This is a genomic window from Nocardioides sp. cx-169 (assembly GCF_021083605.1).
Taxonomy (GTDB): Bacteria; Actinomycetota; Actinomycetes; order Propionibacteriales; family Nocardioidaceae; genus Nocardioides.
Window position 1 is genome coordinate 120288 of record NZ_JAJNRO010000005.1, and the last position, 22587, is coordinate 142874.

Sequence of the window (22587 nt, forward strand, 5' to 3'; positions counted from 1 at the left end):
GGCCGCATGACTCAGGGCCGCGAAAACCCCTACGACCCCTACGACCCGGAGCGGCCGCAGAGCGGTGACCCTCAGGGCACGCCGCCGCCTCCTCCGTACGGGCAGCCGCAGCAGCCGCCGTACGGGCAGCAGCCGCCGTACCCGGGCTACCCGATGGCCCCGATGGGGGTGCCTGGGGCGCCGTACGGCGTGCACCCGGGCACCGGGATCCCCTACTCAGACAAGCAGAAGCTCGTCGCCGGCCTCCTGCAGATCCTGGTGCCGTTCGGCGTCGGCCGCTTCTACATCGGCGACACCGGTGTCGGGATCGCCCAGCTCGTGGTCTCGATCATCACCTGCGGCGTGGGCTGCCTGTGGCCGGTCATCGACGGCATCCTGATGCTCGTCCAGGACAGCAAGGACGCCAACGGGCTGATGCTGCGCTGAGGCGCCCCTCGGTGGTCGAGGAGGGACGAAGTCCCGTCTCGAGACCCGGTGACTCGAGAAGGCGCCTGCCCTTCGGTGGTCGAGCAGGGACGAAGTCCCGTCTCGAGACCCGGTGAGTCGAGAAGCCTCGAGGCACTGAGTCCGCGCTTCTCGAGACGGGTCCCTCGGCCCTCGCAGGCTCAGTCAGAGCTGGCGACGAAGTCGATGAGTTCCTCGACGCGGCCGAGGAGAGCGGGCTCCAGGTCGTCGTAGGAGTGCACGCGCGACAGGATGTGCTTCCAGGCGCGGGCGATGTCGGCCTGCTCGGCGGCCGGCCAGCCGAAGTGGCGGCACACGCCCTTCTTCCACTCGACGTCGCGCGGGATCACGGGCCAGGCGGCGACTCCGATACGGTCGGGCTTGACGGCCTGCCACACGTCGACGAAGGGGTGGCCCACCACCAGCACGTGCCGGCCGACGGGGGAGGCGGCGACCTCCGCGGCGATCCGGCTCTCCTTGGAGCCGGGGACCAGGTGGTCGACGAGCACGCCCACGCGGCGCTCAGGGCCCGGCCCGAAGGCGCGCAGGTGGGAGACCAGGTCGTCGACGCCGTCGAGGTACTCGACGACCACGCCCTCCAGGCGCAGGTCGTCGCCCCAGACCTTCTCGACGAGCTCGGCGTCGTGGCGGCCCTCGACGAAGATCCGGCTGGCGCGCGCCACCCGGGCCTTGGCGCCGTGGACCGCGACGGAGCCGGAGGCGGTGCGGGTGGGGGCGGCCGGTGCGCTGATGCGTACGGGGGCCGTGAGGATCACCGGCTTGCCCTCCAGCAGGAAGCCGGGGCCGAGCGGGAAGGTACGCCGCCGGCCGCGCCGGTCCTCCAGGGTGAGGGTGTGCAGGTCCCGGTCGACCGCCACGATCTCGCCGACCCAGTCGGTGGTGACCTCCTCGACCACCGCGCCGAGGTCGGCGGGTGCTTCGACGGCGCGCCCGCGCTTCGGCTTGCGCCAGTCTCCGGACAGGACGTCGGTGCCGTATCGGTCGCTCACCCTCCGACGCTAGACGGGGTGGCCCGCCCGCGGCGGGCTGCCGCGCCGGTGTCAGTCGTCCTGTGACGTGTCCGACTGCGACGAGCCGGTCTCGTCGAGCTGCTCGGCGTCCTTGCCGCCGTCGAGCAGGTCCTCGACGGTCTCGTTGTCGCCGAGGCCCTCGGCCAGCGGGTTGTCCTCGCCGGGCTGCAGGTCCTCGGGGAGCTTGTCGTCGGAGACGCCGGCCTGGGGCCCGTCCTCGGGTTCGTTCTCGGAGTGGCTCATGCTCCGAACGTAACCCGGGTCACGCGAGCGGCAAACGCCGTTCGCCCCGGGTCAGCTGCGCATACCCCCGGCGTACGGCGTGAGTGAGCGCGGCGCGGGGGAAGGGCCACTCCTCGGCCGCCTCCAGCGCGTCCTCGGCACGGACGCCGCGCCCGGCCAGGTCGCGGATGCTCTGGGCGACCAGGCCGACCTGGTTGCGCTGGACCTCCACGTACTCCCGGTCCACCACGGCGCCGTGGCCGGGCACGACCACGCTCGCCGAAGTGGTCAGGCCGAGCAGGATGTCGAGGGTCCACGGCCACTCGAGCGGGTAGCAGTCGTCGCCGTACGCGGGCGGGGCCGACTCCTCGACGAGGTCGCCGGCGAGGAGGACGTCGCAGTCCGGCACCCGCACCACGAGGTCGCCGGCGGTGTGGCCGCGGCCGGGATGGACGAGCTCGACCACCCGGTCGCCGAGGTCGAGCACCACCGCGGAGGAGAAGGTGTGGTCGGCCGGCACGATCTCGGTGGCCAGGACCTCGTCGCGATGCGGGTCGTCGACGTCCTCGCGGTAGCGGTCCTGGGCGCGCTCGCCGGCCAAGACGGTCCGCTCCGCCGCTGCCTCGTGGGCGTGGATCGGGACGGCGCCGTACGCGCGGCGGACCTCGTGGTTGCCGAAGGTGTGGTCGAAGTGCTCGTGGGTGTTGATCGCCGCCGTGACCTCACCCACCCCGAGCGCCTGGACGTCGTCGACGACGCGCGCGGCGGCCTGCGTCGAGGCGTGGGTGTCGACGAGCAGCAGGCCATCCGAGCCGCGGACGAGCGTGACGTTGACGTCGAACCAGTCGTAGCGGGCGACCCAGACACGGTCGGCTACCTCGAGGAAGGGCACTGCGCCACCCTAGGCGCGGGTGCGGCGGACCTCAGCAGAGGCCGGCGCGCAGCTCCTCGCGCAGCAGGTCGCCCAGCTCCTCGGTCGTGGACGCGGCGCGCGAGAAGGACAGCGTGCGGGTGTGCGCGCCGTCGGGGTCGACCCAGTGGACGCCGACGCCGTCGGGGCGCAGGTCGGAGAGTGAGACGCCGACGACCTGCGCCAGGGGGGTGCCACTGGTGCCGGCGACGGCGCGCCTCAGCTCCTGCTGGTGGCACCGGTTGGCGTGCTCGACGCAGCGCTGGAGGTAGCCGCGGTTGAGCCGGTGCGCGGAGGAGCGGAAGTCGGGCAGCGACACCCGGAACCGCTCCTCGCGCTCGCCCCCGGTCCTGGCCAGCAGCGCGAAGCCGACCGACAGGGTGACGACGTCGCGGATCTCGCCGCAGCAGTCGCAGTCCTCGCGGCCGTGGTTGTGCAGCGTGCCTGTGAGCGTGAGCGTCGCGTCGCGGTCGGGGGAGCCGAGGGGGCCGAGCCCGCTCTCGATGGTGAGCTGGGCCCCGGAGCCACGACGGGCCGCCTGGGACAGCGCGGTGCCGGGGACGACGGAGAAGGCCGGGGTGCCGTCCAGGTCCTGCATGCCCAGGTCGGTGGTGCCCGCCACGACGTCCTGGACGCCGTCGACGACGAGGCTCGCCCCCGACGGGCAGGCGAGGACGCTGCGGGCGGCGGCGGCCAGGCGAGCGGGCTGGTCGAGGGCGGCGAGGTACGAGGTGTCCATGGTCATGACGCGCTCCTGAAGTGAGGTAAGGCAACCCTAAGTAGTTTTCCGGACCGGGGTAACCCCCGGTCCACTCAACGGAATGTGTCCGCAGTTCTCCGGGTGGGTAGGATTGGCACTCGGATCAACGGAGTGCCAGACGGGTGGGGAGGCGACATGCAGGAAGAGCGCAGGCTGGCCGTACTCCGCGCGATCGTCGAGGACTACGTCGCCACCGAGGAGCCGGTCGGCTCCAAGGCGCTCGTCGAGCGGCACGGCCTCGGCGTCTCGCCGGCCACGGTCCGCAACGACATGGCCGTGCTGGAGGACGAGGGCTACATCACTCAGCCGCACACCAGTGCCGGCCGCGTGCCGACGGACAAGGGCTACCGGTTGTTCGTCGACCGGCTGACGACGGTCAAGCCGATGAGCGCGGCGGAGCGACGCGCGGTCTCCACCTTCCTCGACGGGGCGGTCGACCTCGACGACGTCGTCCAGCGCTCAGTGCGGGTGCTCTCGCAGCTGACCCGCCAGGTGGCGGTCGTCCAGTACCCCACGCTCTCCCGCTCGACGGTGCGCCACGTCGAGCTGGTGGCGCTCGCCCCGCGGCGACTTCTCGCCGTACTCATCCTCAGCACGGGGCGGGTCGAGCAACGGCTCGTCGAGCTGGGCGCCGACCTGAGCGACGAGGTGCTGGCCGACCTCCGCAAGCGCGTCAACGCGGCCGCCTCCGGCGAGATCATCGCCGACGCCGTCACGGCGCTGCGGGCCCTGGCCGCCGAGCCGCCCACCCCCGACCTCGCCGGGTACGTCGGTCCGGTCACCGAGGCCCTCGCGGAGGCGATGAGCGACCACCGCTCCGACGAGCGGATCGCCGTCGGCGGCGCCGCCAACCTCGCCCGCTACGGCGACAGCTTCGACTCCGCCGTCCGGCCGCTGCTCGAGGCGCTCGAGGAGCATGTCGTGCTGCTCAAGCTGCTCGGCGAGGCCACCAGCGGCGGCATGGTGACCGTCCGCATCGGCGCGGAGGGCCCCTTCGAGCAGCTCGCCTCCACGAGCGTCGTGGCCACCGGCTACGGCCCGGCCGACGACGCCCTCGCCACGCTCGGCGTGGTCGGCCCCACCCGCATGGACTACCCCGGCACGATGACCGCCGTCCGGGCCGTCGCCCGCTACGTCTCACGCATCCTCGACGAGGATTGAGCGCAAGCCGCTCCCTCCCATCCAGCACCAGATTAAGGATCACCACGTTGAGCAAGGACCTGTACGAGCTTCTCGGTGTCGCCCGCGACGCGGACGGCGACACCATCAAGAAGGCCTACCGGCGCCTCGCGCGGCAGTACCACCCCGACGTCAACCCCGAGCCGGAGGCCCAGGAGCGCTTCAAGGAGATCTCCCTGGCCTACGAGGTGCTCTCGGACCCCCAGAAGCGGTCGGCCTACGATCGCGGCGGCGACCCCTTCGGCGGCGGGCAGGCCGGCTTCGGGCAGGGCGCGGGCTTCTCCTTCACCGACATCATGGACGCCTTCTTCGGCGGCCAGCCCGGAGCCGGGCAGGGGCGCGGTCCCCGCTCGCGCGTGCGCCGCGGCCAGGACGCCCTGATCCGGCTGGAGGTCACGCTGGCCGAGGCGGCGTTCGGCGTCGCCCGCGAGCTCAAGGTCGACACCGCGGTGCTGTGCGACGCGTGCCACGGCGAGGGCGCCGCTCCCGGCTCCCACCCCGTGACCTGCGAGACCTGCCGGGGCGCCGGTGAGGTGGCCCATGTGCAGCGCTCGTTCCTGGGCGAGATCCGCACGCTGCGCCCCTGCGCGGCGTGCCGCGGCTTCGGCCAGATCATCTCCGACCCGTGCCGCTCCTGCTCCGGCGACGGCCGGGTCCGCTCGCGGCGCACCCTGACCGTCAAGATCCCCGCCGGGGTCGACAACGGCACCCGGGTCCAGCTCAGCGAGCAGGGCGAGGTCGGCCCCGGCGGCGGACCCGCCGGCGACCTGTACGTCGAGATCCACGTCGCCGAGCACGAGACCTTCACCCGCCACGGCAACGACCTGCACTGCACGGTCTCGGTGCCGATGACCGCAGCCGCACTCGGCACCTCGCTGACCCTCCCCACCCTGGAGGCCGACCTCGAGCAGGGCGCCGACTCCGGCGTGGAGACCTCCTTCGAGCTCGAGATCGGCGCCGGCACGCAGTCGGGAACCCAGCAGGTGCTGCGCGCGCGCGGCGTCCCGGGCCTGCGGGGCGGACGGGGCGACCTGGTCGTGACGGTCCTCGTGGAGACTCCCCAGCGGCTCGACGCCCGCCAGGAGGAGCTGCTGCGCGAGCTCGCCGCGATCCGCGGCGAGGAGTCGCCGACCGGTCAGGTGCCCGCGGAGGCCCAGCGGTCGGTCTTCGGCCGGCTGCGCGACGCCTTCATCCACTGACATGTCGTTGCCGGTCCACCTGGTCCCGTCGCTGGACGGGGTGACGGCCGGTGCCACGGTCACCGTCGAGGGCGACGAGGCACACCACGCCGTCGCCGTGCGCCGTACCCGCGTGGGGGAGCGGGTCGTCATCACCGACGGCCGCGGCCGTTCGGTGACCGGGAGCGTGGCCGAGACCGGCAAGCGGCTGCTGTCGGTGACGGCGGAGGTTGTCCATGACCTGCCCGAGCCCAGCCCCTCGCTCGTGGTGGTCCAGGCACTGCCGAAGGGCGATCGCGGCGAGCTGGCGGTCGAGGTCCTGACCGAGGTCGGAGTCGACCGCGTCGTCCCGTGGGCGGCCTCGCGCAGCGTCGCGGTCTGGAAGGGCGAGCGCGCCGCGAAGTCCCTGTCCCGCTGGCGAGCCACGGCGCGCGAGGCGGCCAAGCAGTCCCGACGCGTCTGGCACCCCGTGGTCACCGAGCTGGCCACCACCGCCGACGTCGCGGCGCTCGTGGCCGGTGTCGACCTGGCCGTCGTGCTCCACGAGGACGCGGCCGTCCCCCTTGCCGGACTCGAGTTCCCTCTCTCCGGCACGGTGCTGGTCGTCGTCGGCCCCGAGGGTGGTCTCAGCGACGACGAGGTCGCCGCGTTCGTCCACGCCGGCGCCGTCAGCGTCCGCCTCGGCGCCGAGGTCCTGCGCACCTCCACCGCCGGCGTCGCCGCCTGCGCGGCGCTGCTGGCGCGTACGCCGCGCTGGGGATGGATACCCGGCTGACCGGGCGAAGTACCGGACGCGAGGGTGCGGACGCCGAGCCCGGCCCAGCGCCCGGGCTCACTTCACCGTGATGGTCTTCGTGTCGACGGTGGGACCGGAGCCCTCGCCGCCCGAGGGGTCGTCGGTGCTCGCCTCGAACGTGTACTCACCCGGCGCCAGCCTGGAGACGTCCACCTCGCTCTGCCACGGGTAGAGCTTGTCCATCCAGCCCTCGGCGGTGGCGAAGCCCTCGAGCACGACCTTCTCGCCCTGCCGGATCCGCCAGGGCACGGTGGCCTCGAAGGAGCTGGCCACGCCGCTCGCGGTGAACTTCCCGCTCACGGTGGCGCCCTCCTCGGGGGAGGTGACGCTGACCAGGCCCAGTACGTCGATCTGCGGCGCCTCGGTGAGGCCGCCGGCGGTGTCGATGCCGAAGAGCGTCGTGGGCTGGCCGTCGAGCTCGACGGTCACGGGGTCGCGCTTCTGCTGCACGCCCTGCAGCGTGTAGATCAGCTGCTGGGCGGCGAGCCGGGCCGCCTGCTGAGTCATGCCGCTGGGGGCCGTGGTGTAAGTGTCGTCGGCGAGCTCGACGACGAAGCCGCCGTCGCCGTAGGAGATGGAGGCGAAGCCGCCCGCGGGGAAGAGCGTGCCGTAGTCGGGGTCCTGGGCGTCGCCTGCCGCCATCAGCGCGGCCGCCTCGGCCAGCGGGTTGTCGGCCCTGACCTTGCGGAACTCCCGGAAGAGCCTCGGGCCCTGCGGGGTGTCGCCGCTGAAGTACACCGGCACGGTGACCGTCTCGGTCGAGCTGGACTCGGTCTCGGACGGCGAGGGCTCCACGCTCGGCTCGGTGCTCGGCTCCGGCGTCGGCGAGCCGGCCGCACTGGAGCTGTCCGATCCGCCCGGGTCGCTGGCGGTGGGCTCCGGATCGTCACCGCAGCCAGCGAGGACGAGGCTGCCGACAAGGCCGGCGAACGAGAGAGCGAGGAAACGGCTCCGAGGTGCAGTCATACGTCCATCCTGTCGGCGACGGCCGGTGATTACACGATGATCGGGCGCGTGTCGGTCTCCGGCGGCAACCTTGCCGCAGGCGGTGTCCGCACGCTTCGCACGGATCGCCACGCTGATGGGACGCGCCAGCAGGCGGGGAGGTTCCCCCACCTGCAGGGGCATCTTCCGTGCGAGCATGGGACACAGGAGCCGGAGAGAGGTGGCGGGTCGTGGACGACTGCCTGTTCTGCAAGATCGTCGCAGGGGAGATCCCCGCCGAGATCGTGCACGCAACCGAGCGCACGGTCGCGTTCCGCGACATCAACGGGCAGGCGCCCACCCATGTGCTGGTGGTCCCACGCGACCACTACGCCAACGCCGCCGAGTTGGCAGCCGGCGACCCAGAGGCCTCCGCCGAGGTGGTGCGTACGGCGGCAGCCGTCGCCGCCGCGGAGGGCCACGACGACTACCGGCTGGTGTTCAACACCGGCGCCGGCGTCGGTCAGAGCGTGTTCCACGCGCACCTGCACCTGCTGGCCGGGCGGCCGATGGCCTGGCCGCCCGGATGAGCCGCCGGCGGACGAGCCTGGTCGCCGCCGGCCTGCTCGCGTTGGTGCTGTCGGCCTGCTCCGGCGCCGACGACCCGGCACCAGAGGTGGCGGGAGAGCCCGCGACGACGGCGGCGGCCAGCGAGGCCCCGCCGCCGGCGCACCATGCCCCGGCGCCCCCCGCGAGGCCCAAGCCGCTGCGTGCCGGCGAGCGGCGGGTCACCATGACGATGCCCGAGACCTACACCCCGTCCGCGCCGACCGGGACCGGCACCGACGACTACCGCTGCTTCCTGCTCGACCCGCGACTCGCCCGCGACAGCTACCTCACCGGCACCAACGTCGTCCCCGGCAACCCCGAGGTGGTGCACCACGTGATCCTGTTCCGCGTGCCGCCCGACCAGGTCGCGGCGGCCGAGGAGAAGGACGCCGAGACCGGGGGGCTGGGCTGGACCTGCTTCGGCGGGACCGGCCTGGAGGGGGAGTTCCAGAACCCCGAGGACGCCCCCTGGCACGGCGCCTGGGCACCGGGCGGCGAGGAGACCATGGTCAAGCGCGGCCACGGTGTCGACCTGCCCCGCGGCTCCCGGGTCGTCATGCAGGTCCACTACAACCTGCTGGCCGGCGCCAGCCCGGACATGAGCTCCACCCAGATCCGGGTGCGCGCGCACGACCCGGGGATCACGCCGCTGCACACGTTCCTGCTGCCGGCGCCCGTCGAGATGCCGTGCCGTCCCGGCCACGACGCCTCGCCGCTGTGCGACCGCGACGCGGCGCTCGCCGACGCCCGCGACCGCTTCGGCTCCGCAGGCGGCGCCCTCGCGCAGGGCCTGCACTTCCTCTGTGGCACCGACGTCGTCCCCTCCGAGGTCACCGAGTGCACCCGCACGCTGGGCCGCGCGATGACCATCCACGCCGTGGCCGGCCACATGCACCTGCTCGGCCGCCGCATCACCATCGAGACCGACCCCGGCACCCCGGACGCCCGCACGGTCATGGACATCCGGCCCTGGAACTTCGACGACCAGGGCTCCCGCCCGATCAAGCCGGTCCACCTCGACGCCTTCGACAGGGTCAAGGTCACCTGCCGCCACGTCCAGTGGCTTCGCGACCGGCTGCCCGCGTTCGAGACCCAGCGCGAGGACCGCTACGTCGTCTGGGGCGAGGGCACCACCGACGAGATGTGCCTCGGCATGCTCTCCGTGGCCTTCGACGACGAGTGACCCGTCACCAACTGCACGAGCTCCCCGCTGGGAGTGGCGCTCAGACGTCGATGGTGAGACGGACGGACACGATGTCGTCCAGGGAGATGGCCTCGGCGCGGCGGACGGCGTCCTTGAGGGGTACGACGTAGCCGCCGTCCTTCGGCCACAGGGAGGTCGTCCAGCGGGTCTCGCCGATCGCCACGGCGACCGGGATCATGCCCCAGCCGTAGGTGACGGCCGACGCGGTCAGCGCGATCTCCTCGCACTCGTCCTCGGGCACGCTCACGAAGTGGTACGGCGCCGGCCCGCGCCACTCCCACACCTGCCCGTCGAACTCGAGCTCCACGGCGCCCCTCATCCCGGCAGCACGGCGTCGACGACGCGGAGCAGCGCGAAGAGGACCGGCAGCCCGAAGACCACGAGCAGGGCCCAGGCGGTGATGCGGTGGCGCCGCTTGCTGGCGTCCAGGGAGCCGGCGAAGTCGAGCAGCGCGCCGTCGGGGACGTGGTGGGTCAGCCCCATCGCCCGGGCGTGCGGCGGCAGGTGCTGCCCGGAGAACCAGTACGGCGGGGTGTCGTCGTCCCCGGCCCAGCCGTCGGCCCAGTCCTCGTCGAGCTCGTCGGGCTCCTGCATGGCTCCACGGTACGTCGATCAACCCGGTGGGCCGACGCACCACGCTCCCGTAGCATGGAGCTCGCTCCGCCCCCGACCGAAAGGCCGCCCGCCCAGGGCACCCATGACTGACAGCAGCACCGACCGGAACCAGACCAGGGACGCCACCCAGACGCGCCACACCGTCGTCGTCCCCAACAGCATCAACATGGTCAGCCTGCTCGGCCCCGGGGACGAGCACCTCGCGCTGATCGAGCGCTCCTTCTCGGCCGACGTCCACGTTCGCGGCAACCGGATCACGATGATCGGCGACCCCGGCGAGGTCGCGCTGGCTGAGCGGCTGCTCGACGAGCTCGTGACGATCATCCGCACCGGTCAGGGCGTCACCGGCGAGACCGTCGAGCGAGCGCTGTCGATGCTGCGCGCCGAGACCACGGAGCGCCCCGCCGACGTGCTGAGCCTCAACATCCTCAGCAACCGCGGCCGCTCGATCCGCCCGAAGACTCTCAACCAGAAGCGCTACGTCGACGCGATCGACAAGCACACGATCACCTTCGGCATCGGCCCGGCCGGCACCGGCAAGACCTACCTGGCGATGGCCAAGGCCGTGCAGGCGCTGCAGTCCAAGAACGTCAACCGGATCATCTTGACGCGTCCCGCCGTGGAGGCCGGCGAGAACCTCGGCTACCTGCCCGGCACGCTCAGCGAGAAGATCGACCCCTACCTGCGGCCGCTCTACGACGCCCTGCACGACATGGTCGACCCCGAGACGATCCCCAAGCTGCTCGCCTCCGGGACGATCGAGGTCGCGCCGCTGGCGTTCATGCGGGGGCGCACGCTCAACGACTCCTTCATCATCCTCGACGAGGCGCAGAACACCACGCCCGAGCAGATGAAGATGTTCCTGACCCGGTTGGGCTTCGGGTCCAAGGTCGTGGTCACCGGCGACGTCACCCAGACCGACCTGCCGGGTGGCATGCGCTCGGGCCTGCGGGTGATCCAGGGCATCCTCGACGACGTCGAGGACATCTCGTTCAACACGCTCACCAGCCACGACGTCGTACGCCACCGCCTGGTCGGCAAGATCGTCGCCGCCTACGACGAGTTCGACGCCCAGGGCGGCCTCCAGTCGGGTCCCCGATGAGCATCGAGGTCCTGAACGAGTCCGGCCACACCCTGGACGTCAAGCGGCTGGCGCAGCTCTCGCGCTTCGTCATGGACCAGATGCGGGTGCATCCGCTGGCAGAGCTGTGCATCAAGGCCGTCGACGAGGACACGATCGCCGAGCTCAACGAGCGCTGGATGGGCAAGGAGGGGCCGACCGACGTGCTCGCCTTCCCCATGGACGAGCTGCGTCCCGGCCTGGTCACCGAGGAGCCCGAGGAGGGCGTGCTCGGCGACCTCATGCTGTGCCCGGCCATCGCCGAGCGACAGGGCGCCGAGGCCGGCCACGGCACCGACGCCGAGATCGAGCTGCTCACTGTGCACGGCATCTTGCACCTGCTCGGCTACGACCACGCGGAGCCGGAGGAGCACGCTGAGATGTTCGGTCTCCAGGACACCCTGCTCGGCCGCTGGCGGGACCAGTGACCTCGGGCGATATCTGGCTGCTGGTCACAGCAGCGGTCCTCGTCCTCCTGGCCGGCCTCTTCACGGCCGCCGACGCGGCGCTGGCGTCGTTCTCCAAGGCGCGCGCCACCGAGCTGCTCGCCGAGCAGCGCCCGGGCGCGCGCGCCCTCGTGGGGATCCTGGAGGACGCCCCGCGCTACCTCAACACCGCACTGCTGCTGCGCCTGCTGTGCGAGATCTCGGCGATCGTGCTGGTCACCCTCCAGATCGACGACCTGGTCGACGGCTCCTGGCTGGCCAGCGTCCTGACCACCGTGGCGGTGATGGGGCTGGTGTCCTTCGTCGTGATCGGCGTCGCGCCGCGCACGCTCGGTCGTCAGCACTCCGAGAGCGTCGCGCTGCTGTCGGCCGGGGCGCTGGGGGTCTTCACCACCGTGCTGGGGCCGCTCCCGCGGCTGCTGATCCTCATCGGCAACGCGATCACCCCCGGACGCGGCTTCCGCGAGGGCCCGTTCTCCTCGGAGACCGAGCTGCGCGAGATGGTCGACATGGCCGAGGCGTCGGCGCTCATTCAGTCCGGCGAGCGCAAGATGATCCACTCGGTGTTCGAGCTCGGTGACACCTCGGTCCGCGAGGTCATGGTCCCGCGCAACGACGTGGTCTACATCGAGCACTACAAGAACCTGCGTCAGACGCTGTCGCTCTTCTTGCGCAGCGGTTTCTCGCGGGTGCCGGTCATCGGCGAGAACCTCGACGACATCCGGGGGTTCGCCTACCTCAAGGACATCGTCCGCCGCGACTTCGAGGCGCCGGAGGTGGAGTTCACCCAGCGCATCGAGGAGGTCATGCGCCCGGTCCACTGGGTGCCGGAGTCCAAGCCGGTCGACGCGCTGCTGCGCGAGATGCAGGCTCGGCGCCAGCACATCGCCGTCGTCGTCGACGAGTACGGCGGCACGGCCGGCCTGATCACGATCGAGGACCTGCTGGAGGAGATCGTCGGCGAGATCACCGACGAGTACGACGACGACGAGATCGAGGTCGAGACCCTGTCCGAGGGCACGGTGCGGGTCTCTTCGCGCTACCCGGTGGACGATCTCGACGAGCTCTTCGGCTTCGACGTCGAGGAGGAGGACGTCGACAGCGTCGGCGGCCTGATGGCCAAGCACCTCGGCCGGGTGCCGATCCCCGGCTCGACCGTCGATGCCCACGGCCTGCGCTTCGTCGCGGAGGACGCCGCTGGTCGACGCAACAAGATCGGCACCGTGCTCATCCACCGGGTCGAGCCCGACCCCATCACCGCCCACGAGCTGGAGACCGCCCATGAGTGACCTGAGCGTCGAGGACGCCAAGCTCGTCACCCTCGCCCGCGCGACGCGCGCGCGCATCGGTGCGGCCGAAGGCGCCGCGGTCCGCGACGGCGACGGCCGCACGTACGCCGCCGCGTCGGTGGCCCTGCCCTCGCTCGAGCTGTCGGCGGTCCAGGCGTGCGTCGCGATGGCCGTCGCCTCGGGCTCGAAGGGGCTCGAGGCCGCGGTCGTGCTCGGCGACGCCGAGGATCTGGCCGACCTCGACCTGGCCGCCCTCCGCGAGCTCGGCGGGCCTGGCGTCGTCGTCCACCGGGGCGACGTGCGCGGCAACATCCTCGCCACGACCCTGGCCTGAGCCGGGCCGGCGGTCGAGACGTCGGCCCTGGGGAGTGTGACCGGAGTAATCTGCGGGGGTGACTTCAGGGAGCGCCTGGGAGCATCACGAGCGGGCGGTGCGCCGGCTCGTGGAGTCGGCTGCCGCGATCCCGCCCGGTCAGCCGGTGCGGCTGGCGAAGCAGACGTCCAACCTGTTCCGCCCGCGGCAGGCCACCACGGCCCCCGGGCTCGACGTCTCCGGCCTGACCGGGGTGATCGAGGTCGACCCCGACGCCCGCACGGCCGAGGTGCAGGGGATGTGCACCTACGAGGACCTCGTCGAGGCCACCTTGCCGCACGGCCTGATCCCCTACGTCGTGCCGCAGCTGCGCACCATCACCCTGGGTGGCGCGGTGACAGGGCTCGGCATCGAGTCGACCAGCTTTCGCAACGGGCTGCCGCACGAGTCCGTGCGGGAGATGGACGTCCTCACCGGGTCCGGCGAGGTCGTCACCTGCCGGCCAGGGGACGACCTGTTCGACGCGTTCCCCAACTCCTACGGCTCTCTCGGCTACGCCACCCGCCTCCAGATCGAGCTCGAGGCGGTGCCGACGTACGTCGCGCTGCGCCACGTGCGCTTCGACGACGCGGCCCTGCTCGCCAAGACCGTCGCCGAGATCGTCGAGACGGGGGAGTACGCCGGCGAGCGGGTCGACGGCCTGGACGGCACGGCGTTCGAGCCCGGCGAGCTCTACCTCACCCTCGCCCGCTGGACGGAGTCCACCGGCGGCGCGACCCCGAGCGACTACGCAGGCCAGCAGATCTACTTCCGCTCGGTGCAGCAGCGCGAGACCGACCTGCTGACGATGTACGACTACCTGTGGCGCTGGGACACCGACTGGTTCTGGTGCTCCGGAGCCTTCGGGGCCCAGCACCCGCTCCTGCGGCGGGTCTGGCCCCGGCGCCTGCGCCGCTCCGACGTCTACCACCGGCTGCTGGGCCTGGACCGGCGCTTCGGCATCGCCGACCGACTCGACCGCCGCGCCGGCCGCCCGATGCGCGAGCGGGTCATCCAGGACGTCGAGGTGCCCGTGGCACGGCTGCCGGAGTTCCTGGAGTGGTTCGACGCCGAGATCGGGATGCGTCCTGTGTGGCTGTGCCCCCTGGTGGCGAAGCGCCCCTGGAGCACCTATCCCCTGGAGCCGGGACAGACCTACGTCAACGTCGGCTTCTGGGGCACCGTCCACGTCGGGCCCGAGGCACCCGGCGGCCCGCTCAATCGCGCGATCGAGGCCAAGGTCCACGACCTCGGCGGCCACAAGTCCCTCTACAGCGAGGCGTTCTACGACGCGGAGACGTTCGATCGCCTCTACGACGGCGCCAACCTCGCCGAGGTGAAACGCCGCTACGACCCGGACGACCGACTGACGACCCTCTTCGACAAGGCAGTGAGGAAACGATGACGACCATCAGGATCGCGGACACGATTGCGGGCCTGCTGCGCGACGGCATGCCCGTCCGCTTCACGGCGTACGACGGCAGCGCCACCGGCCCCGAGGACACCGGCATCACCCTGGAGCTGGTCAACGAGCGGGGCCTGTCGTACCTGCTGACGGCGCCGGGCGACCTGGGCATGGCCCGCGCCTACGTCAAGGGGGACCTCGTGGTGCACGGGGTCCACGAGGGCAACCCCTACGAGCTCATGACCCGGCTCAAGGACCGCACCAAGTTCCGCAAGGTCTCGCCCGGAGAGATCTTCTCGTTGGTGCGCGGCGTCGGCGTCGGCCACCTCAAGCCGCCGGCCCCGCCGCAGCAGGAGCACCTGCCGCGCTGGCGCCGCGCGGTCGAGGGTCTGCGGCACTCGATGGGCCGCGACGCCGAGGTGATCTCCCACCACTACGACGTCTCGAACGCCTTCTACCGGCACGTGCTCGGCCCTTCGATGGCCTACACCTGTGCGGTCTACCCGGAGCCCGGCTCGACGCTCGAGGAGGCGCAGTACGAGAAGTTCGACCTGGTCGCCCGCAAGCTCGACCTCCGGCCCGGGCAGCGGCTGCTGGACGTCGGCTGCGGCTGGGGCGGGATGGTCCGCCACGCAGCCAAGGAGTACGGCGTGAAGGCGCTGGGCGTGACGCTGTCGCGCCAGCAGGCCGACTGGGCCAAGGAGGAGATCGACCGCGAGGGTCTGGGCGACCTCGCCGAGGTGCGTCACCTCGACTACCGCGACGTCCTCGAGAGCGGCTTCGACGCGGTCAGCTCGATCGGGCTCACCGAGCACATCGGGGTGCGCAACTACCCGTCGTACTTCCGCTTCCTGCGCGACCGGCTCAAGCCGGAGGGCCGGCTGCTCAACCACTCGATCACGCGCCACCACAACCGCCGCGAGGAGACCGGCGCCTTCATCGACCGCTACGTCTTCCCCGACGGGGAGCTGATCGGCTCCGGCGCGATCATCAAGGAGGCCCAGGACGCCGGCCTGGAGGTGATGCACTCGGAGAACCTCCGCAAGCACTACGCCATGACGCTGCGCGACTGGAACCGCAACCTGGTCGACAACTGGGACGCCTGCGTCGCGGAGGTCGGCATCGGCACCGCGCGCGTATGGGGCCTCTACATCGCGAGCTCGCGGCTGGGCTTCGAGTGGAACGAGATCCAGCTCCACCAGGTGCTCGCCGTCCGCACGGCCGACGACGGTTCCGACGGATTCCCGCTCCGCCCCACTTGGTGACTAGCCTGAACGGGTGAGCACCCGGGCCAGGACCTACGACGCGCAGGTGCTGCGCCGCACCCCGCTCTCGGAGCACCTCGTGCGGCTGGTCCTCGGCGGGCCGGGTCTGGCCGAGTTCGTCTCGACCGGCATCCCCGACGAGTGGGTGGGGCTGGTCGTCCCCGGCCAGTTCCAGAGCCGCTACTACACCGTGCGCGGGTGGGACGGCTCCGAGCTCACCCTCGACGTGGTGCTCCACGCCACGGGCCTGGTGACCGAGTGGGCGGCGGGGGAGTGCGTGGGCGAGACCGTGACGCTGACCGAGCCCAAGGGCGGCTTCGCCATGCCGCCGGACGCCTCCTGGCTGATCCTGGTGGGCGACCTGACGGCGATGCCGGCGATGGCGCGGATCCTGGAGTCGGTGTCGGTCCCGGCTGACGTATGGGCCGAGGTGCCCGACGACCTGGGCGACTACCTGCCGAGGGTGGCATCGGTGCACTGGCTCGACGCACCTCATGACGGCGAGAGCCGACTGGCCTCGGTGGTCGAGAGCATCACGTGGCCGCCGGGGGAGGGCTACTTCTGGATGGCGGGCGAGTCCGCCCAGATGCGCGCCATCCGCAAGCACCTCATGCGAGAGCGTCGGATGCCGGCGACGGCGTACGACGTCATGGGCTACTGGCGCGGCGTCACCGCGCGGCAGCCGCGGGCGGTAGACCCGGGGCCTATCTGGCGCGCCGGCAAGGCCGCCGGCAGGACCGATGAGCAGATCTGGGCCGACTACGACGAGGCGAGCGATGGCTGAGCAGCACGATGAGACCCCACAGGCCGAGCACCGGAGTGGGTTCGTGTCGTTCGTCGGGCGGCCCAACGCGGGCAAGTCGACGCTGACGAACGCGCTGGTGGGGAGCAAGGTCGTCATCACCAGCTCGAAGCCGCAGACCACGAGAACCGTCGTACGCGGCATCGTGCACCGTCCCGACGCCCAGCTGATCCTCGTCGACACCCCCGGCCTGCACCGCCCGCGCACGCTGCTCGGCGAGCGTCTCAACGACCTGGTGAAGACCACGCTCGGCGAGGTCGACGTGGTCGCGGTGTGCCTGCCGGCCAACGAGAAGATCGGGCCCGGCGACCGGTTCATCGTCCGGGAGATGGCCAAGGTCAAGCGCACCACCAAGGTCGCCATCGCCACCAAGACGGACCTAGCCACCGCCGAGCAGATCGGCGAGCACCTGCTCGACATCCAGCGGCTCGGCGCCGAGGCCGGCGTTGACTGGGCCGAGATCGTCCCGGTCTCCGCCCAAGCGGGCGACCAGGTGGGCCTGCTCGCCGACCTGCTGGTCGGGCTGCTCCCGGTGGGCCCGCAGCTCTATCCCGACGGCGACCTCAGCGACGCCCCCGAGGAGGCGATCGTCGCCGAGCTGATCCGCGAGGCCGCGCTTGAGGGGGTGCGCGACGAGCTGCCGCACTCCATCGCCGTCGTCGTCGAGGAGATGGGCCTGCGCGAGGGACGAGACGCCGACAAGCCCCTGCTCGACATCCACGCCAACCTCTACGTCGAGCGGGACTCCCAGAAGGGGATCATGATCGGCCACAAGGGCGCCCGGCTCCGCGACGTCGGGAAGGCGGCCCGGCTGCAGATCGAGGCGCTCTTCGGCACCCCGGTCTACCTCGACCTGCACATCAAGATCGCCAAGGACTGGCAGCGCGACCCGCGCCAGCTGCGCAAGCTCGGGTTCTGAGCGCCGCGCTCGACACCGCCTTGACAGGCGGCCGCATGACGCCGGGGACTCGCGGGTACCTGCGGCTCACTGTCAGTCCGTTCGCGTGCGGGAGCTGTGCCGGTGGAACCCATTTCCGAGACCGTCAGGGCGATCGAGGAGCTCGGACCCTTCGTCGCCGAGGGCGAGCTGCTGGAGGTCCTGGGCGACCTGAGCCGCCAGGTGGAGGCGGTCGCCCCGCGCTGCGTGGGGATGAGCGTCTCGTCCCGCGAGTACGGCGTGACCTTCACCTTCGTGGCCTCCGCTCTGCAGGTGGCGTTCCTCGACGCCGTGCAGTTCCTCGACGGCGGACCGTGCGTGGAGTCCGTGGAGCGGGGGGAGGTGGTGGGCTACCGGGTCGAGAGGGCGACCGACGAGCAGAGCTGGGCGCTGTTCGCACGCACCGCCTCGGCCACCGGCGTCGCCTCCACCCTGACCCTGCCGCTGGTTCGGTCCGGCGCCATCGAGGGCACGGTCAACCTGTACGGCTCGACGGCGGACGCCTTCGACGGGCGCCACGAGCGCCTGGCCGGGGTGTTCGAGACCTCGGCGCAGCGACTCGTGACCAACGCCGACCTCTCCTTCAGCACCCGGCAGCTGGCCGAGGCGGCACCGCAGCTGCTGGAGGCTGAGTCGATGCTCGACCAGTCGGCCACGGTGGTCGCCGCACTGCAGCGGGTCGACGCCACGACGGCGCGCGACCGGATCCGCACGGCGGCGCGCCGTGCCGGCATCAGCCCCACCCAGCTCGCGGAGGCGCTGGTCATTCTCGGTCAGCGCTGACCGGTCGCCTCGGTGCGGGTGCGAACCCGTGCTGCAGCGCCCACACGACCGCCTGGGAGCGGCGGGACACGCCCATCTTGCGGTAGGCCGAGCGGATGTGGCTCTTGATCGAGTTGATGCTCAGGAAGGCCCGTCCCGCGATCTCGCGGTTGGAGAGCCCTTGCGCGATGAGCGCGACGACCTCGGCCTCGCGGGCGGTCAGCTCCTCCTCCTGCCCGGGCCAGGTGCCGCTGCCGTCGGCCCCGAGGTGCGGGCCGGGGGCGGGAACCACCTGCTCCCCGGCCGCGATCCGCTCGAGGGCCGTGACCAGCTCCTCGGCCGGCGCCCCCTTGGAGACGTACCCGTCGATCCCTTGGGCGAGCGCGGCCTCCACGAGGTGCGGGCTGGTGTGCCAGCTGTAGAGCACGACCTTGGCCCCGGTGTGGAGATGCAGTGCGCCGAGGTCGAGCTGCGGCCCCTCCGCGCGGGCGAAGGTGTCGACCAGTACCACGTCGGGAGCGCTCTCCACCTCAGAGCTGGTGGTGGCTTCGATCAGCGCGACGCGGCCGGCGTACGGTGCCAGCACGGACTGCAACCCGAGAAGGACCAGCTCGTAGTCGTTGACGAGCGCGACCCGCACGGGACCAGGTCCCACGGCCATTGCAGAGATCTCTGGGGTTCGTCGATTGTCCAGGAGCAGTGAGCCCCTGACCCGGAGGTGCGGCGTCAACCTCATGGCCAACGTATTGCAAAGGGGCCTCACTTGCATACGGCGCCCGGTGGTGAGCGGGCAACCACCCCTGGGGGTGGTCTCAGCCACCCCTTGGGGTGGTACCCCACTCCTAGAGAAGAGTGGCGAAGGAGGCGGTCATGTCCGGCAACGTGGCGGTGGTGACGGTGGCGGCCGGGGATCATCCCGGCCTGGAGCTGCACCACAAGGCCCTGAGCATCTGCAGAAGGCCCCCCGATCAACACGTCGTCGTCGCGGTCGACGCCCATGACCTGATCAGCTGGCAACCGCCGCGCGGCGTCGCCTCGCGCGTCGTCCCGCTGTCGCCGGCCCCCGAGGGCGTCCCGTATGCCGCCGCGATGAACGCGGGCGGGGGCGTCGCTCTGGCCGCCGGTGCGGATGTGCTGGTGTTCCTCGACCTGGCCTGCGTTCCCGGTGAGGAGATGGTGGCGGCCTACGAGCGCGCCGCGTGCCAGGACCCGGCCCATCTGTGGACCGGTCCGGCGTCCCGCCTGGGGCCGCCCCCCGACGCCGGCTACGACCTCTGCCGCCTCGACGACCACGTCGAGGGGGCCGGTGAGGGAGCCGGCGAGGGGGACCGCCGGCTGTGGCCGCGACTCTCGCTCGCCCTCCATCGCAAGGCCTGGGCCCACCTCCACGGCTTCGACGAGAATCTGATCGGACACTCACCCGTCCCCGACCTGCTGCACCGCGCCGCCACCGCCGACCTCTACCTCCGCGAGGCTCCCGAGGCCCGCGGCTACCTCCTTCCCACCTGACCCACCGGTGGTCGAGGTGCGAGGAGCGCCAGCGACGAGCCTCGAGACCTGGTGACCCAACAAGCCGCCCGGGGTACGACGGTCGGGCGGCGGGGGTCTCGAGGCTCAGGCGCCAGGGCGCCTTCACACCTCGACCACCGAAGGGGGTCGAGAAAGTGCTCAGAACCCTGTGGACAAAGGACATTCTCGGCCTTCGACTGTCGGTGGCGGGTGCTTGAGTAGACCCATGATCACCCCCGGACCCGACCAGAGCAGGCAGCTGCTCGACGGTGTCCGCGCCGAGACCCAAGCAGCCACCGACGCCGAGCTGCGACGGGTCCACCTCGTCCACGACTGGTGCTCGCTGCATGAGACCCATGACGAAGACGACGCCGCGTTCGGCGACCACGGCATCCCGCTCGCCGGACCCGGCGCACCCTGGGTGTCGGAGTTCGCGGTCATGGAGCTCGGCGCCGCGCTGGGGATGTCCACCGACTCCGCCAAGCGCTACGTCGGCGCCGCCCTCGAGATCCGATACCGCCTCCCCAGGATCTGGGCCCGCGTCGAGGCCGGTCAGCTCGGGTTCTGGAAGGCCCGGTGGATCGCCGAGCACACCATGTGCCTACCCGCGGCGGGTGCGGCGTTCGTGGACCAGCAGGTGGCCTACTGCGCGCACAAGGTCTCCTACGCCGAGGTCGAACGACAGATCACCACCGCGATGGCCAGGTTCGACCCCGAGCAGGCCGAGAAGCTACGCCGCCAAGCCGCCGACGGACGCAAACTCGACATCCACACCCACGACATGTCCCTCGAAGGCACCATCGACGTGTCCGGGACCCTCGATGCCCAAGACGCCCTCGACCTCGACACCGCGATCAACCGCCTCGCCGCGCACCGGAAGGCCGCCGGGTCCACCGAGTCGTTGGACGTACGACGCGCCCAGGCCGCCGGTGACCTCGCCCGCGGGCAAGACACGCTTGCCTTCGGTGATGAGGACAGCGAGGGGGGTTTCGAGGCTCGCTGCGCTCGCACCTCAACCACCGAGGGCATCAAGATCACCCGAGTGATCGACCTGCACGTCCACCAGGCCGGGGTGTTCGGGGACCCGAACGCCACCATCGGCCGGACCGGCCGGAAGCCGGTGCTCCTCGAGACCATCCGCGAGTGGTGCGGGGCACCCGACACCGTCATCAACCTCAAACCCGTCAGAGACCTCGCTGAGCACGTCCACGTCGCCGGCTACGAGCACCCGGCCCGGCTGGTCGAGCAGGACGACCTCATCGACCACCACTGCGTGTTCCCCTGGTGCACCCGACCAGCCGAGCGGTGCGACCACGACCACGTCACCCCCTACCAACGCGGCGGACCGACCTGCTCGTGCAACTCCGCACCCCTGTGCCGAGGACACCACCGCCTGAAGACCCACGGCCGCTGGACCTACGACGTCCTCGACCGCGGCACCTACCTGTGGCACTCACCCCACGGCCACACCTACCGCCGCGACCACACCGGCACCGAGCCGGTCCTGCGCCAGAGACCCTGAGCGCCCCACACCCCGCCACCGGCGGGGCCGAAGGCCTGTCCGGGCCCGATCGTGGGCATGGCGGGGCCGTCTGTCGGGTACCGGCATGACTCGTCCGCGAAACCCCGAACGAGGAGAAGTTGATGAAGGCAGTGACGTGGCAGGGCCCGAAGGACATGCGGGTGGAGGACGTTCCCGACCCGCAGATCGTCGACCCGACCGACGCGGTGATTCGCGTGACCACGACCGGCCTGTGCGGGTCCGACCTGCATCTCTACGAGCCGCTGGCGCCGTTCATGACGCCGGGTGACGTCGTGGGGCACGAGCCCATGGGCATCGTCGAGGAGGTCGGACCGGAGGTGCGCGACCTCAAGGTCGGGGACCGGGTCGTGGTGCCCTTCAACGTCAGCTGCGGCTCGTGCTGGACCTGCTCGCGCGGGCTGCACAGCCAGTGCGAGACCACGCAGAACCGCAAGCACGGCACGGGCGCCAGCCTGCTCGGCTACAGCAAGCTCTACGGCCAGGTGCCGGGCGGCCAGGCGGAGTTCCTCAGGGTGCAGTTCGCCGACTTCCTGCCGGTGAAGGTCCCAGAGGGTCCCTCGGACGACCGATTCGTCTACCTCTCCGACGTCCTGCCCACCGCGTGGCAGGGCGTGCGGTACGCCGACGTGCCCGACGGCGGCACGCTCCTGGTGCTGGGCGCGGGCCCCATCGGCGACATGGCGACGCGGATCGCGCTGCACGAGGGCAAGCGGGTCATCGTGGCCGACCGCGTCCCCGAGCGGCTGGCTCGCGTGGCGGCGCTGGGGGCGGAGACGATCGACATCGACCGGGTCGACAACCTGGGGACCGAGGTACGTGACCGGACCGACGGGCGAGGAGCCGACTCGGTGATCGACGCCGTCGGCATGGAGGCCCACGGCAACCCGGTGGCGGAGAAGCTGATCAAGGCCGTCGGGCTGCTGCCCGACAAGCTCGCCGAGCCGCTCATGCTGAAGGCCGGGTTCGACCGGCTGGCCGCCCTGCACAGCGCGATCGACGCCGTGCGACGTGGCGGGACGGTCTCGGTGTCCGGCGTCTACGGCGGCGCGGCCGACCCGATGCCGCTGTTCCAGATGTTCGACAAGCAGCTCCAGCTGCGCATGGGACAGGCCAACGTCCGGCGCTGGACCGACGACATCATGCCGCTGCTCGTCGACGACAGCGACCCGCTCGGCACCGAGGGCTTCGCCACGCACCGGCTGCCGCTGAGCGACGCACCGGAGGCCTACGCCAAGTTCCGGGCCAAGGAGGACGGGATGATCAAGGTGGTCTTCACACCCTGACC

26 protein-coding genes are annotated in these 22587 nt (G+C 71.6%); 18 read left to right on the forward strand and 8 right to left on the reverse strand.

Features of this window, described 5'->3' with window-relative positions:
- Nucleotides 1-6: 6 nt before the first annotated feature.
- Nucleotides 7-426 carry a TM2 domain-containing protein gene (locus LRP67_RS10475; RefSeq protein ID WP_231270123.1) on the forward strand — a complete coding sequence of 140 codons (420 nt, stop codon included), beginning with the start codon at nt 7-9 and terminating at the stop codon, nt 424-426.
- 179 nt (nt 427-605) lie between these two features.
- Here the strand turns inward: LRP67_RS10475 and LRP67_RS10480 are convergent, their stop codons facing one another.
- From LRP67_RS10480 to LRP67_RS10495, 4 genes are read right to left on the reverse strand one after another with little or no spacing between them, the layout of a single operon-like run.
- Nucleotides 606-1454, reverse strand: coding sequence for a DUF3097 domain-containing protein (locus LRP67_RS10480; RefSeq protein ID WP_231270124.1), 849 nt, complete (start codon nt 1452-1454; stop codon nt 606-608).
- 51 nt (nt 1455-1505) lie between these two features.
- Nucleotides 1506-1718, reverse strand: a complete 213-nt coding sequence (locus LRP67_RS10485) for a hypothetical protein (protein WP_231270125.1) — start codon at nt 1716-1718, stop codon at nt 1506-1508.
- Nucleotides 1719-1737: 19 nt separating this feature from the next.
- Nucleotides 1738-2589 (reverse strand): MBL fold metallo-hydrolase, encoded by an 852-nt coding sequence (locus tag LRP67_RS10490; RefSeq protein WP_231270126.1) that lies wholly within the window; start codon nt 2587-2589, stop codon nt 1738-1740.
- Between the two features lie 31 nt (nt 2590-2620).
- Nucleotides 2621-3352: a hypothetical protein gene (locus LRP67_RS10495; RefSeq protein ID WP_231270127.1), complete on the reverse strand. Its 732-nt coding sequence runs from the start codon at nt 3350-3352 to the stop codon at nt 2621-2623.
- Nucleotides 3353-3502: 150 nt separating this feature from the next.
- Between LRP67_RS10495 and hrcA the strand changes: the two genes are divergently transcribed.
- From hrcA to LRP67_RS10510, 3 genes are read left to right on the forward strand one after another with little or no spacing between them, the layout of a single operon-like run.
- Nucleotides 3503-4528 carry a heat-inducible transcriptional repressor HrcA gene (gene hrcA / locus LRP67_RS10500; protein ID WP_231270128.1) on the forward strand — a complete coding sequence of 342 codons (1026 nt, stop codon included), beginning with the start codon at nt 3503-3505 and terminating at the stop codon, nt 4526-4528.
- A 47-nt stretch (nt 4529-4575) separates the two neighbouring features.
- Nucleotides 4576-5745 (forward strand): molecular chaperone DnaJ, encoded by a 1170-nt coding sequence (gene dnaJ / locus LRP67_RS10505; RefSeq protein ID WP_231270129.1) that lies wholly within the window; start codon nt 4576-4578, stop codon nt 5743-5745.
- Between the two features lies 1 nt (nt 5746).
- Entirely contained in the window at nt 5747-6499 is a 753-nt protein-coding gene (locus LRP67_RS10510) for a 16S rRNA (uracil(1498)-N(3))-methyltransferase (RefSeq protein WP_231270130.1), read from the forward strand.
- 57 nt (nt 6500-6556) lie between these two features.
- Here LRP67_RS10510 and LRP67_RS10515 read toward each other — a convergent pair whose 3' ends face one another.
- Nucleotides 6557-7486, reverse strand: a complete 930-nt coding sequence (locus LRP67_RS10515; protein ID WP_231270131.1) for a Gmad2 immunoglobulin-like domain-containing protein — start codon at nt 7484-7486, stop codon at nt 6557-6559.
- A 209-nt stretch (nt 7487-7695) separates the two neighbouring features.
- Between LRP67_RS10515 and LRP67_RS10520 the strand changes: the two genes are divergently transcribed.
- Nucleotides 7696-8034, forward strand: a complete 339-nt coding sequence (locus tag LRP67_RS10520; protein ID WP_231270132.1) for an HIT domain-containing protein — start codon at nt 7696-7698, stop codon at nt 8032-8034.
- Complete coding sequence (locus LRP67_RS10525) at nt 8031-9236, forward strand: hypothetical protein (RefSeq protein WP_231270133.1); 1206 nt, start codon at nt 8031-8033, stop codon at nt 9234-9236. The genes LRP67_RS10520 and LRP67_RS10525 overlap by 4 nt, the downstream gene beginning before the upstream one ends.
- 40 nt (nt 9237-9276) lie before the next feature.
- On the opposite strand, the gene LRP67_RS10530 is transcribed toward LRP67_RS10525, so the two are convergent.
- Together LRP67_RS10530 and LRP67_RS10535 are read right to left on the reverse strand one after the other, a co-directional pair.
- Nucleotides 9277-9564 (reverse strand): DUF1905 domain-containing protein, encoded by a 288-nt coding sequence (locus LRP67_RS10530; protein ID WP_231270134.1) that lies wholly within the window; start codon nt 9562-9564, stop codon nt 9277-9279.
- An 8-nt stretch (nt 9565-9572) separates the two neighbouring features.
- Nucleotides 9573-9851, reverse strand: coding sequence for a hypothetical protein (locus LRP67_RS10535; RefSeq protein WP_231244888.1), 279 nt, complete (start codon nt 9849-9851; stop codon nt 9573-9575).
- A 103-nt stretch (nt 9852-9954) separates the two neighbouring features.
- On the opposite strand from LRP67_RS10535, the gene LRP67_RS10540 reads away from it, so the two are divergent.
- The 9 genes from LRP67_RS10540 to LRP67_RS10580 all read left to right on the forward strand — a co-directional run bounded on the left by LRP67_RS10540 (nt 9955) and on the right by LRP67_RS10580 (nt 18271).
- Nucleotides 9955-10974: a PhoH family protein gene (locus LRP67_RS10540; protein WP_231270135.1), complete on the forward strand. Its 1020-nt coding sequence runs from the start codon at nt 9955-9957 to the stop codon at nt 10972-10974.
- Nucleotides 10971-11420 (forward strand): rRNA maturation RNase YbeY, encoded by a 450-nt coding sequence (gene ybeY, locus LRP67_RS10545; protein WP_231244890.1) that lies wholly within the window; start codon nt 10971-10973, stop codon nt 11418-11420. The genes LRP67_RS10540 and ybeY overlap by 4 nt, the downstream gene beginning before the upstream one ends.
- Complete coding sequence (locus LRP67_RS10550) at nt 11417-12727, forward strand: hemolysin family protein (protein ID WP_231270136.1); 1311 nt, start codon at nt 11417-11419, stop codon at nt 12725-12727. The genes ybeY and LRP67_RS10550 overlap by 4 nt, the downstream gene beginning before the upstream one ends.
- Nucleotides 12720-13061, forward strand: coding sequence for a cytidine deaminase (locus LRP67_RS10555; RefSeq protein WP_231270137.1), 342 nt, complete (start codon nt 12720-12722; stop codon nt 13059-13061). Before LRP67_RS10550 ends, LRP67_RS10555 begins: the two co-directional genes overlap by 8 nt.
- A 58-nt stretch (nt 13062-13119) precedes the next feature.
- Nucleotides 13120-14484 (forward strand): FAD-binding oxidoreductase, encoded by a 1365-nt coding sequence (locus LRP67_RS10560; RefSeq protein WP_231270138.1) that lies wholly within the window; start codon nt 13120-13122, stop codon nt 14482-14484.
- Nucleotides 14481-15749 carry a cyclopropane-fatty-acyl-phospholipid synthase family protein gene (locus tag LRP67_RS10565; RefSeq protein ID WP_231270139.1) on the forward strand — a complete coding sequence of 423 codons (1269 nt, stop codon included), beginning with the start codon at nt 14481-14483 and terminating at the stop codon, nt 15747-15749. The genes LRP67_RS10560 and LRP67_RS10565 overlap by 4 nt, the downstream gene beginning before the upstream one ends.
- A gap of 13 nt (nt 15750-15762) precedes the next feature.
- A complete protein-coding gene (locus LRP67_RS10570) occupies nt 15763-16533 on the forward strand; it encodes a siderophore-interacting protein (RefSeq protein ID WP_231270140.1) in 771 nt (256 codons plus the stop codon).
- Entirely contained in the window at nt 16526-17470 is a 945-nt protein-coding gene (gene era / locus LRP67_RS10575) for a GTPase Era (RefSeq protein ID WP_231270141.1), read from the forward strand. The genes LRP67_RS10570 and era overlap by 8 nt, the downstream gene beginning before the upstream one ends.
- Before the next feature lie 102 nt (nt 17471-17572).
- Entirely contained in the window at nt 17573-18271 is a 699-nt protein-coding gene (locus LRP67_RS10580; RefSeq protein ID WP_231270142.1) for a hypothetical protein, read from the forward strand.
- Here the strand turns inward: LRP67_RS10580 and LRP67_RS10585 are convergent.
- Nucleotides 18252-18911, reverse strand: a complete 660-nt coding sequence (locus LRP67_RS10585; RefSeq protein ID WP_231270143.1) for a response regulator transcription factor — start codon at nt 18909-18911, stop codon at nt 18252-18254. The genes LRP67_RS10580 and LRP67_RS10585 overlap by 20 nt on opposite strands.
- A 209-nt stretch (nt 18912-19120) precedes the next feature.
- Between LRP67_RS10585 and LRP67_RS10590 the strand changes: the two genes are divergently transcribed.
- From LRP67_RS10590 to LRP67_RS10600, 3 genes are all read left to right on the forward strand, one after another.
- Nucleotides 19121-19759: a hypothetical protein gene (locus tag LRP67_RS10590; protein WP_231270144.1), complete on the forward strand. Its 639-nt coding sequence runs from the start codon at nt 19121-19123 to the stop codon at nt 19757-19759.
- A 226-nt stretch (nt 19760-19985) separates the two neighbouring features.
- Complete coding sequence (locus LRP67_RS10595; RefSeq protein WP_231270145.1) at nt 19986-21281, forward strand: HNH endonuclease signature motif containing protein; 1296 nt, start codon at nt 19986-19988, stop codon at nt 21279-21281.
- 122 nt (nt 21282-21403) lie between these two features.
- Nucleotides 21404-22585: a zinc-dependent alcohol dehydrogenase gene (locus tag LRP67_RS10600; RefSeq protein ID WP_231270146.1), complete on the forward strand. Its 1182-nt coding sequence runs from the start codon at nt 21404-21406 to the stop codon at nt 22583-22585.
- Nucleotides 22586-22587: the final 2 nt, after the last annotated feature.

Bases quoted from the DNA above. Each gene is read 5' to 3' on its own strand.
- era (WP_231270141.1), top strand. From the start codon at position 16,526: ATGGCTGAGCAGCACGATGAGACCCCACAGGCCGAGCACCGGAGTGGG.
- LRP67_RS10600 (WP_231270146.1), top strand. From the start codon at position 21,404: ATGAAGGCAGTGACGTGGCAGGGCCCGAAGGACATGCGGGTGGAGGAC.
- LRP67_RS10540 (WP_231270135.1), top strand. From the start codon at position 9,955: ATGACTGACAGCAGCACCGACCGGAACCAGACCAGGGACGCCACCCAG.
- LRP67_RS10495 (WP_231270127.1), bottom strand. From the start codon at position 3,352: ATGACCATGGACACCTCGTACCTCGCCGCCCTCGACCAGCCCGCTCGC.
- LRP67_RS10525 (WP_231270133.1), top strand. From the start codon at position 8,031: ATGAGCCGCCGGCGGACGAGCCTGGTCGCCGCCGGCCTGCTCGCGTTG.
- hrcA (WP_231270128.1), top strand. From the start codon at position 3,503: ATGCAGGAAGAGCGCAGGCTGGCCGTACTCCGCGCGATCGTCGAGGAC.
- LRP67_RS10475 (WP_231270123.1), top strand. From the start codon at position 7: ATGACTCAGGGCCGCGAAAACCCCTACGACCCCTACGACCCGGAGCGG.
- LRP67_RS10565 (WP_231270139.1), top strand. From the start codon at position 14,481: ATGACGACCATCAGGATCGCGGACACGATTGCGGGCCTGCTGCGCGAC.
- ybeY (WP_231244890.1), top strand. From the start codon at position 10,971: ATGAGCATCGAGGTCCTGAACGAGTCCGGCCACACCCTGGACGTCAAG.
- LRP67_RS10555 (WP_231270137.1), top strand. From the start codon at position 12,720: ATGAGTGACCTGAGCGTCGAGGACGCCAAGCTCGTCACCCTCGCCCGC.
- LRP67_RS10485 (WP_231270125.1), bottom strand. From the start codon at position 1,718: ATGAGCCACTCCGAGAACGAACCCGAGGACGGGCCCCAGGCCGGCGTC.
- LRP67_RS10515 (WP_231270131.1), bottom strand. From the start codon at position 7,486: ATGACTGCACCTCGGAGCCGTTTCCTCGCTCTCTCGTTCGCCGGCCTT.
- LRP67_RS10510 (WP_231270130.1), top strand. From the start codon at position 5,747: ATGTCGTTGCCGGTCCACCTGGTCCCGTCGCTGGACGGGGTGACGGCC.
- LRP67_RS10585 (WP_231270143.1), bottom strand. From the start codon at position 18,911: ATGGCCGTGGGACCTGGTCCCGTGCGGGTCGCGCTCGTCAACGACTAC.
- LRP67_RS10595 (WP_231270145.1), top strand. From the start codon at position 19,986: ATGATCACCCCCGGACCCGACCAGAGCAGGCAGCTGCTCGACGGTGTC.
- LRP67_RS10590 (WP_231270144.1), top strand. From the start codon at position 19,121: ATGTCCGGCAACGTGGCGGTGGTGACGGTGGCGGCCGGGGATCATCCC.
- LRP67_RS10535 (WP_231244888.1), bottom strand. From the start codon at position 9,851: ATGCAGGAGCCCGACGAGCTCGACGAGGACTGGGCCGACGGCTGGGCC.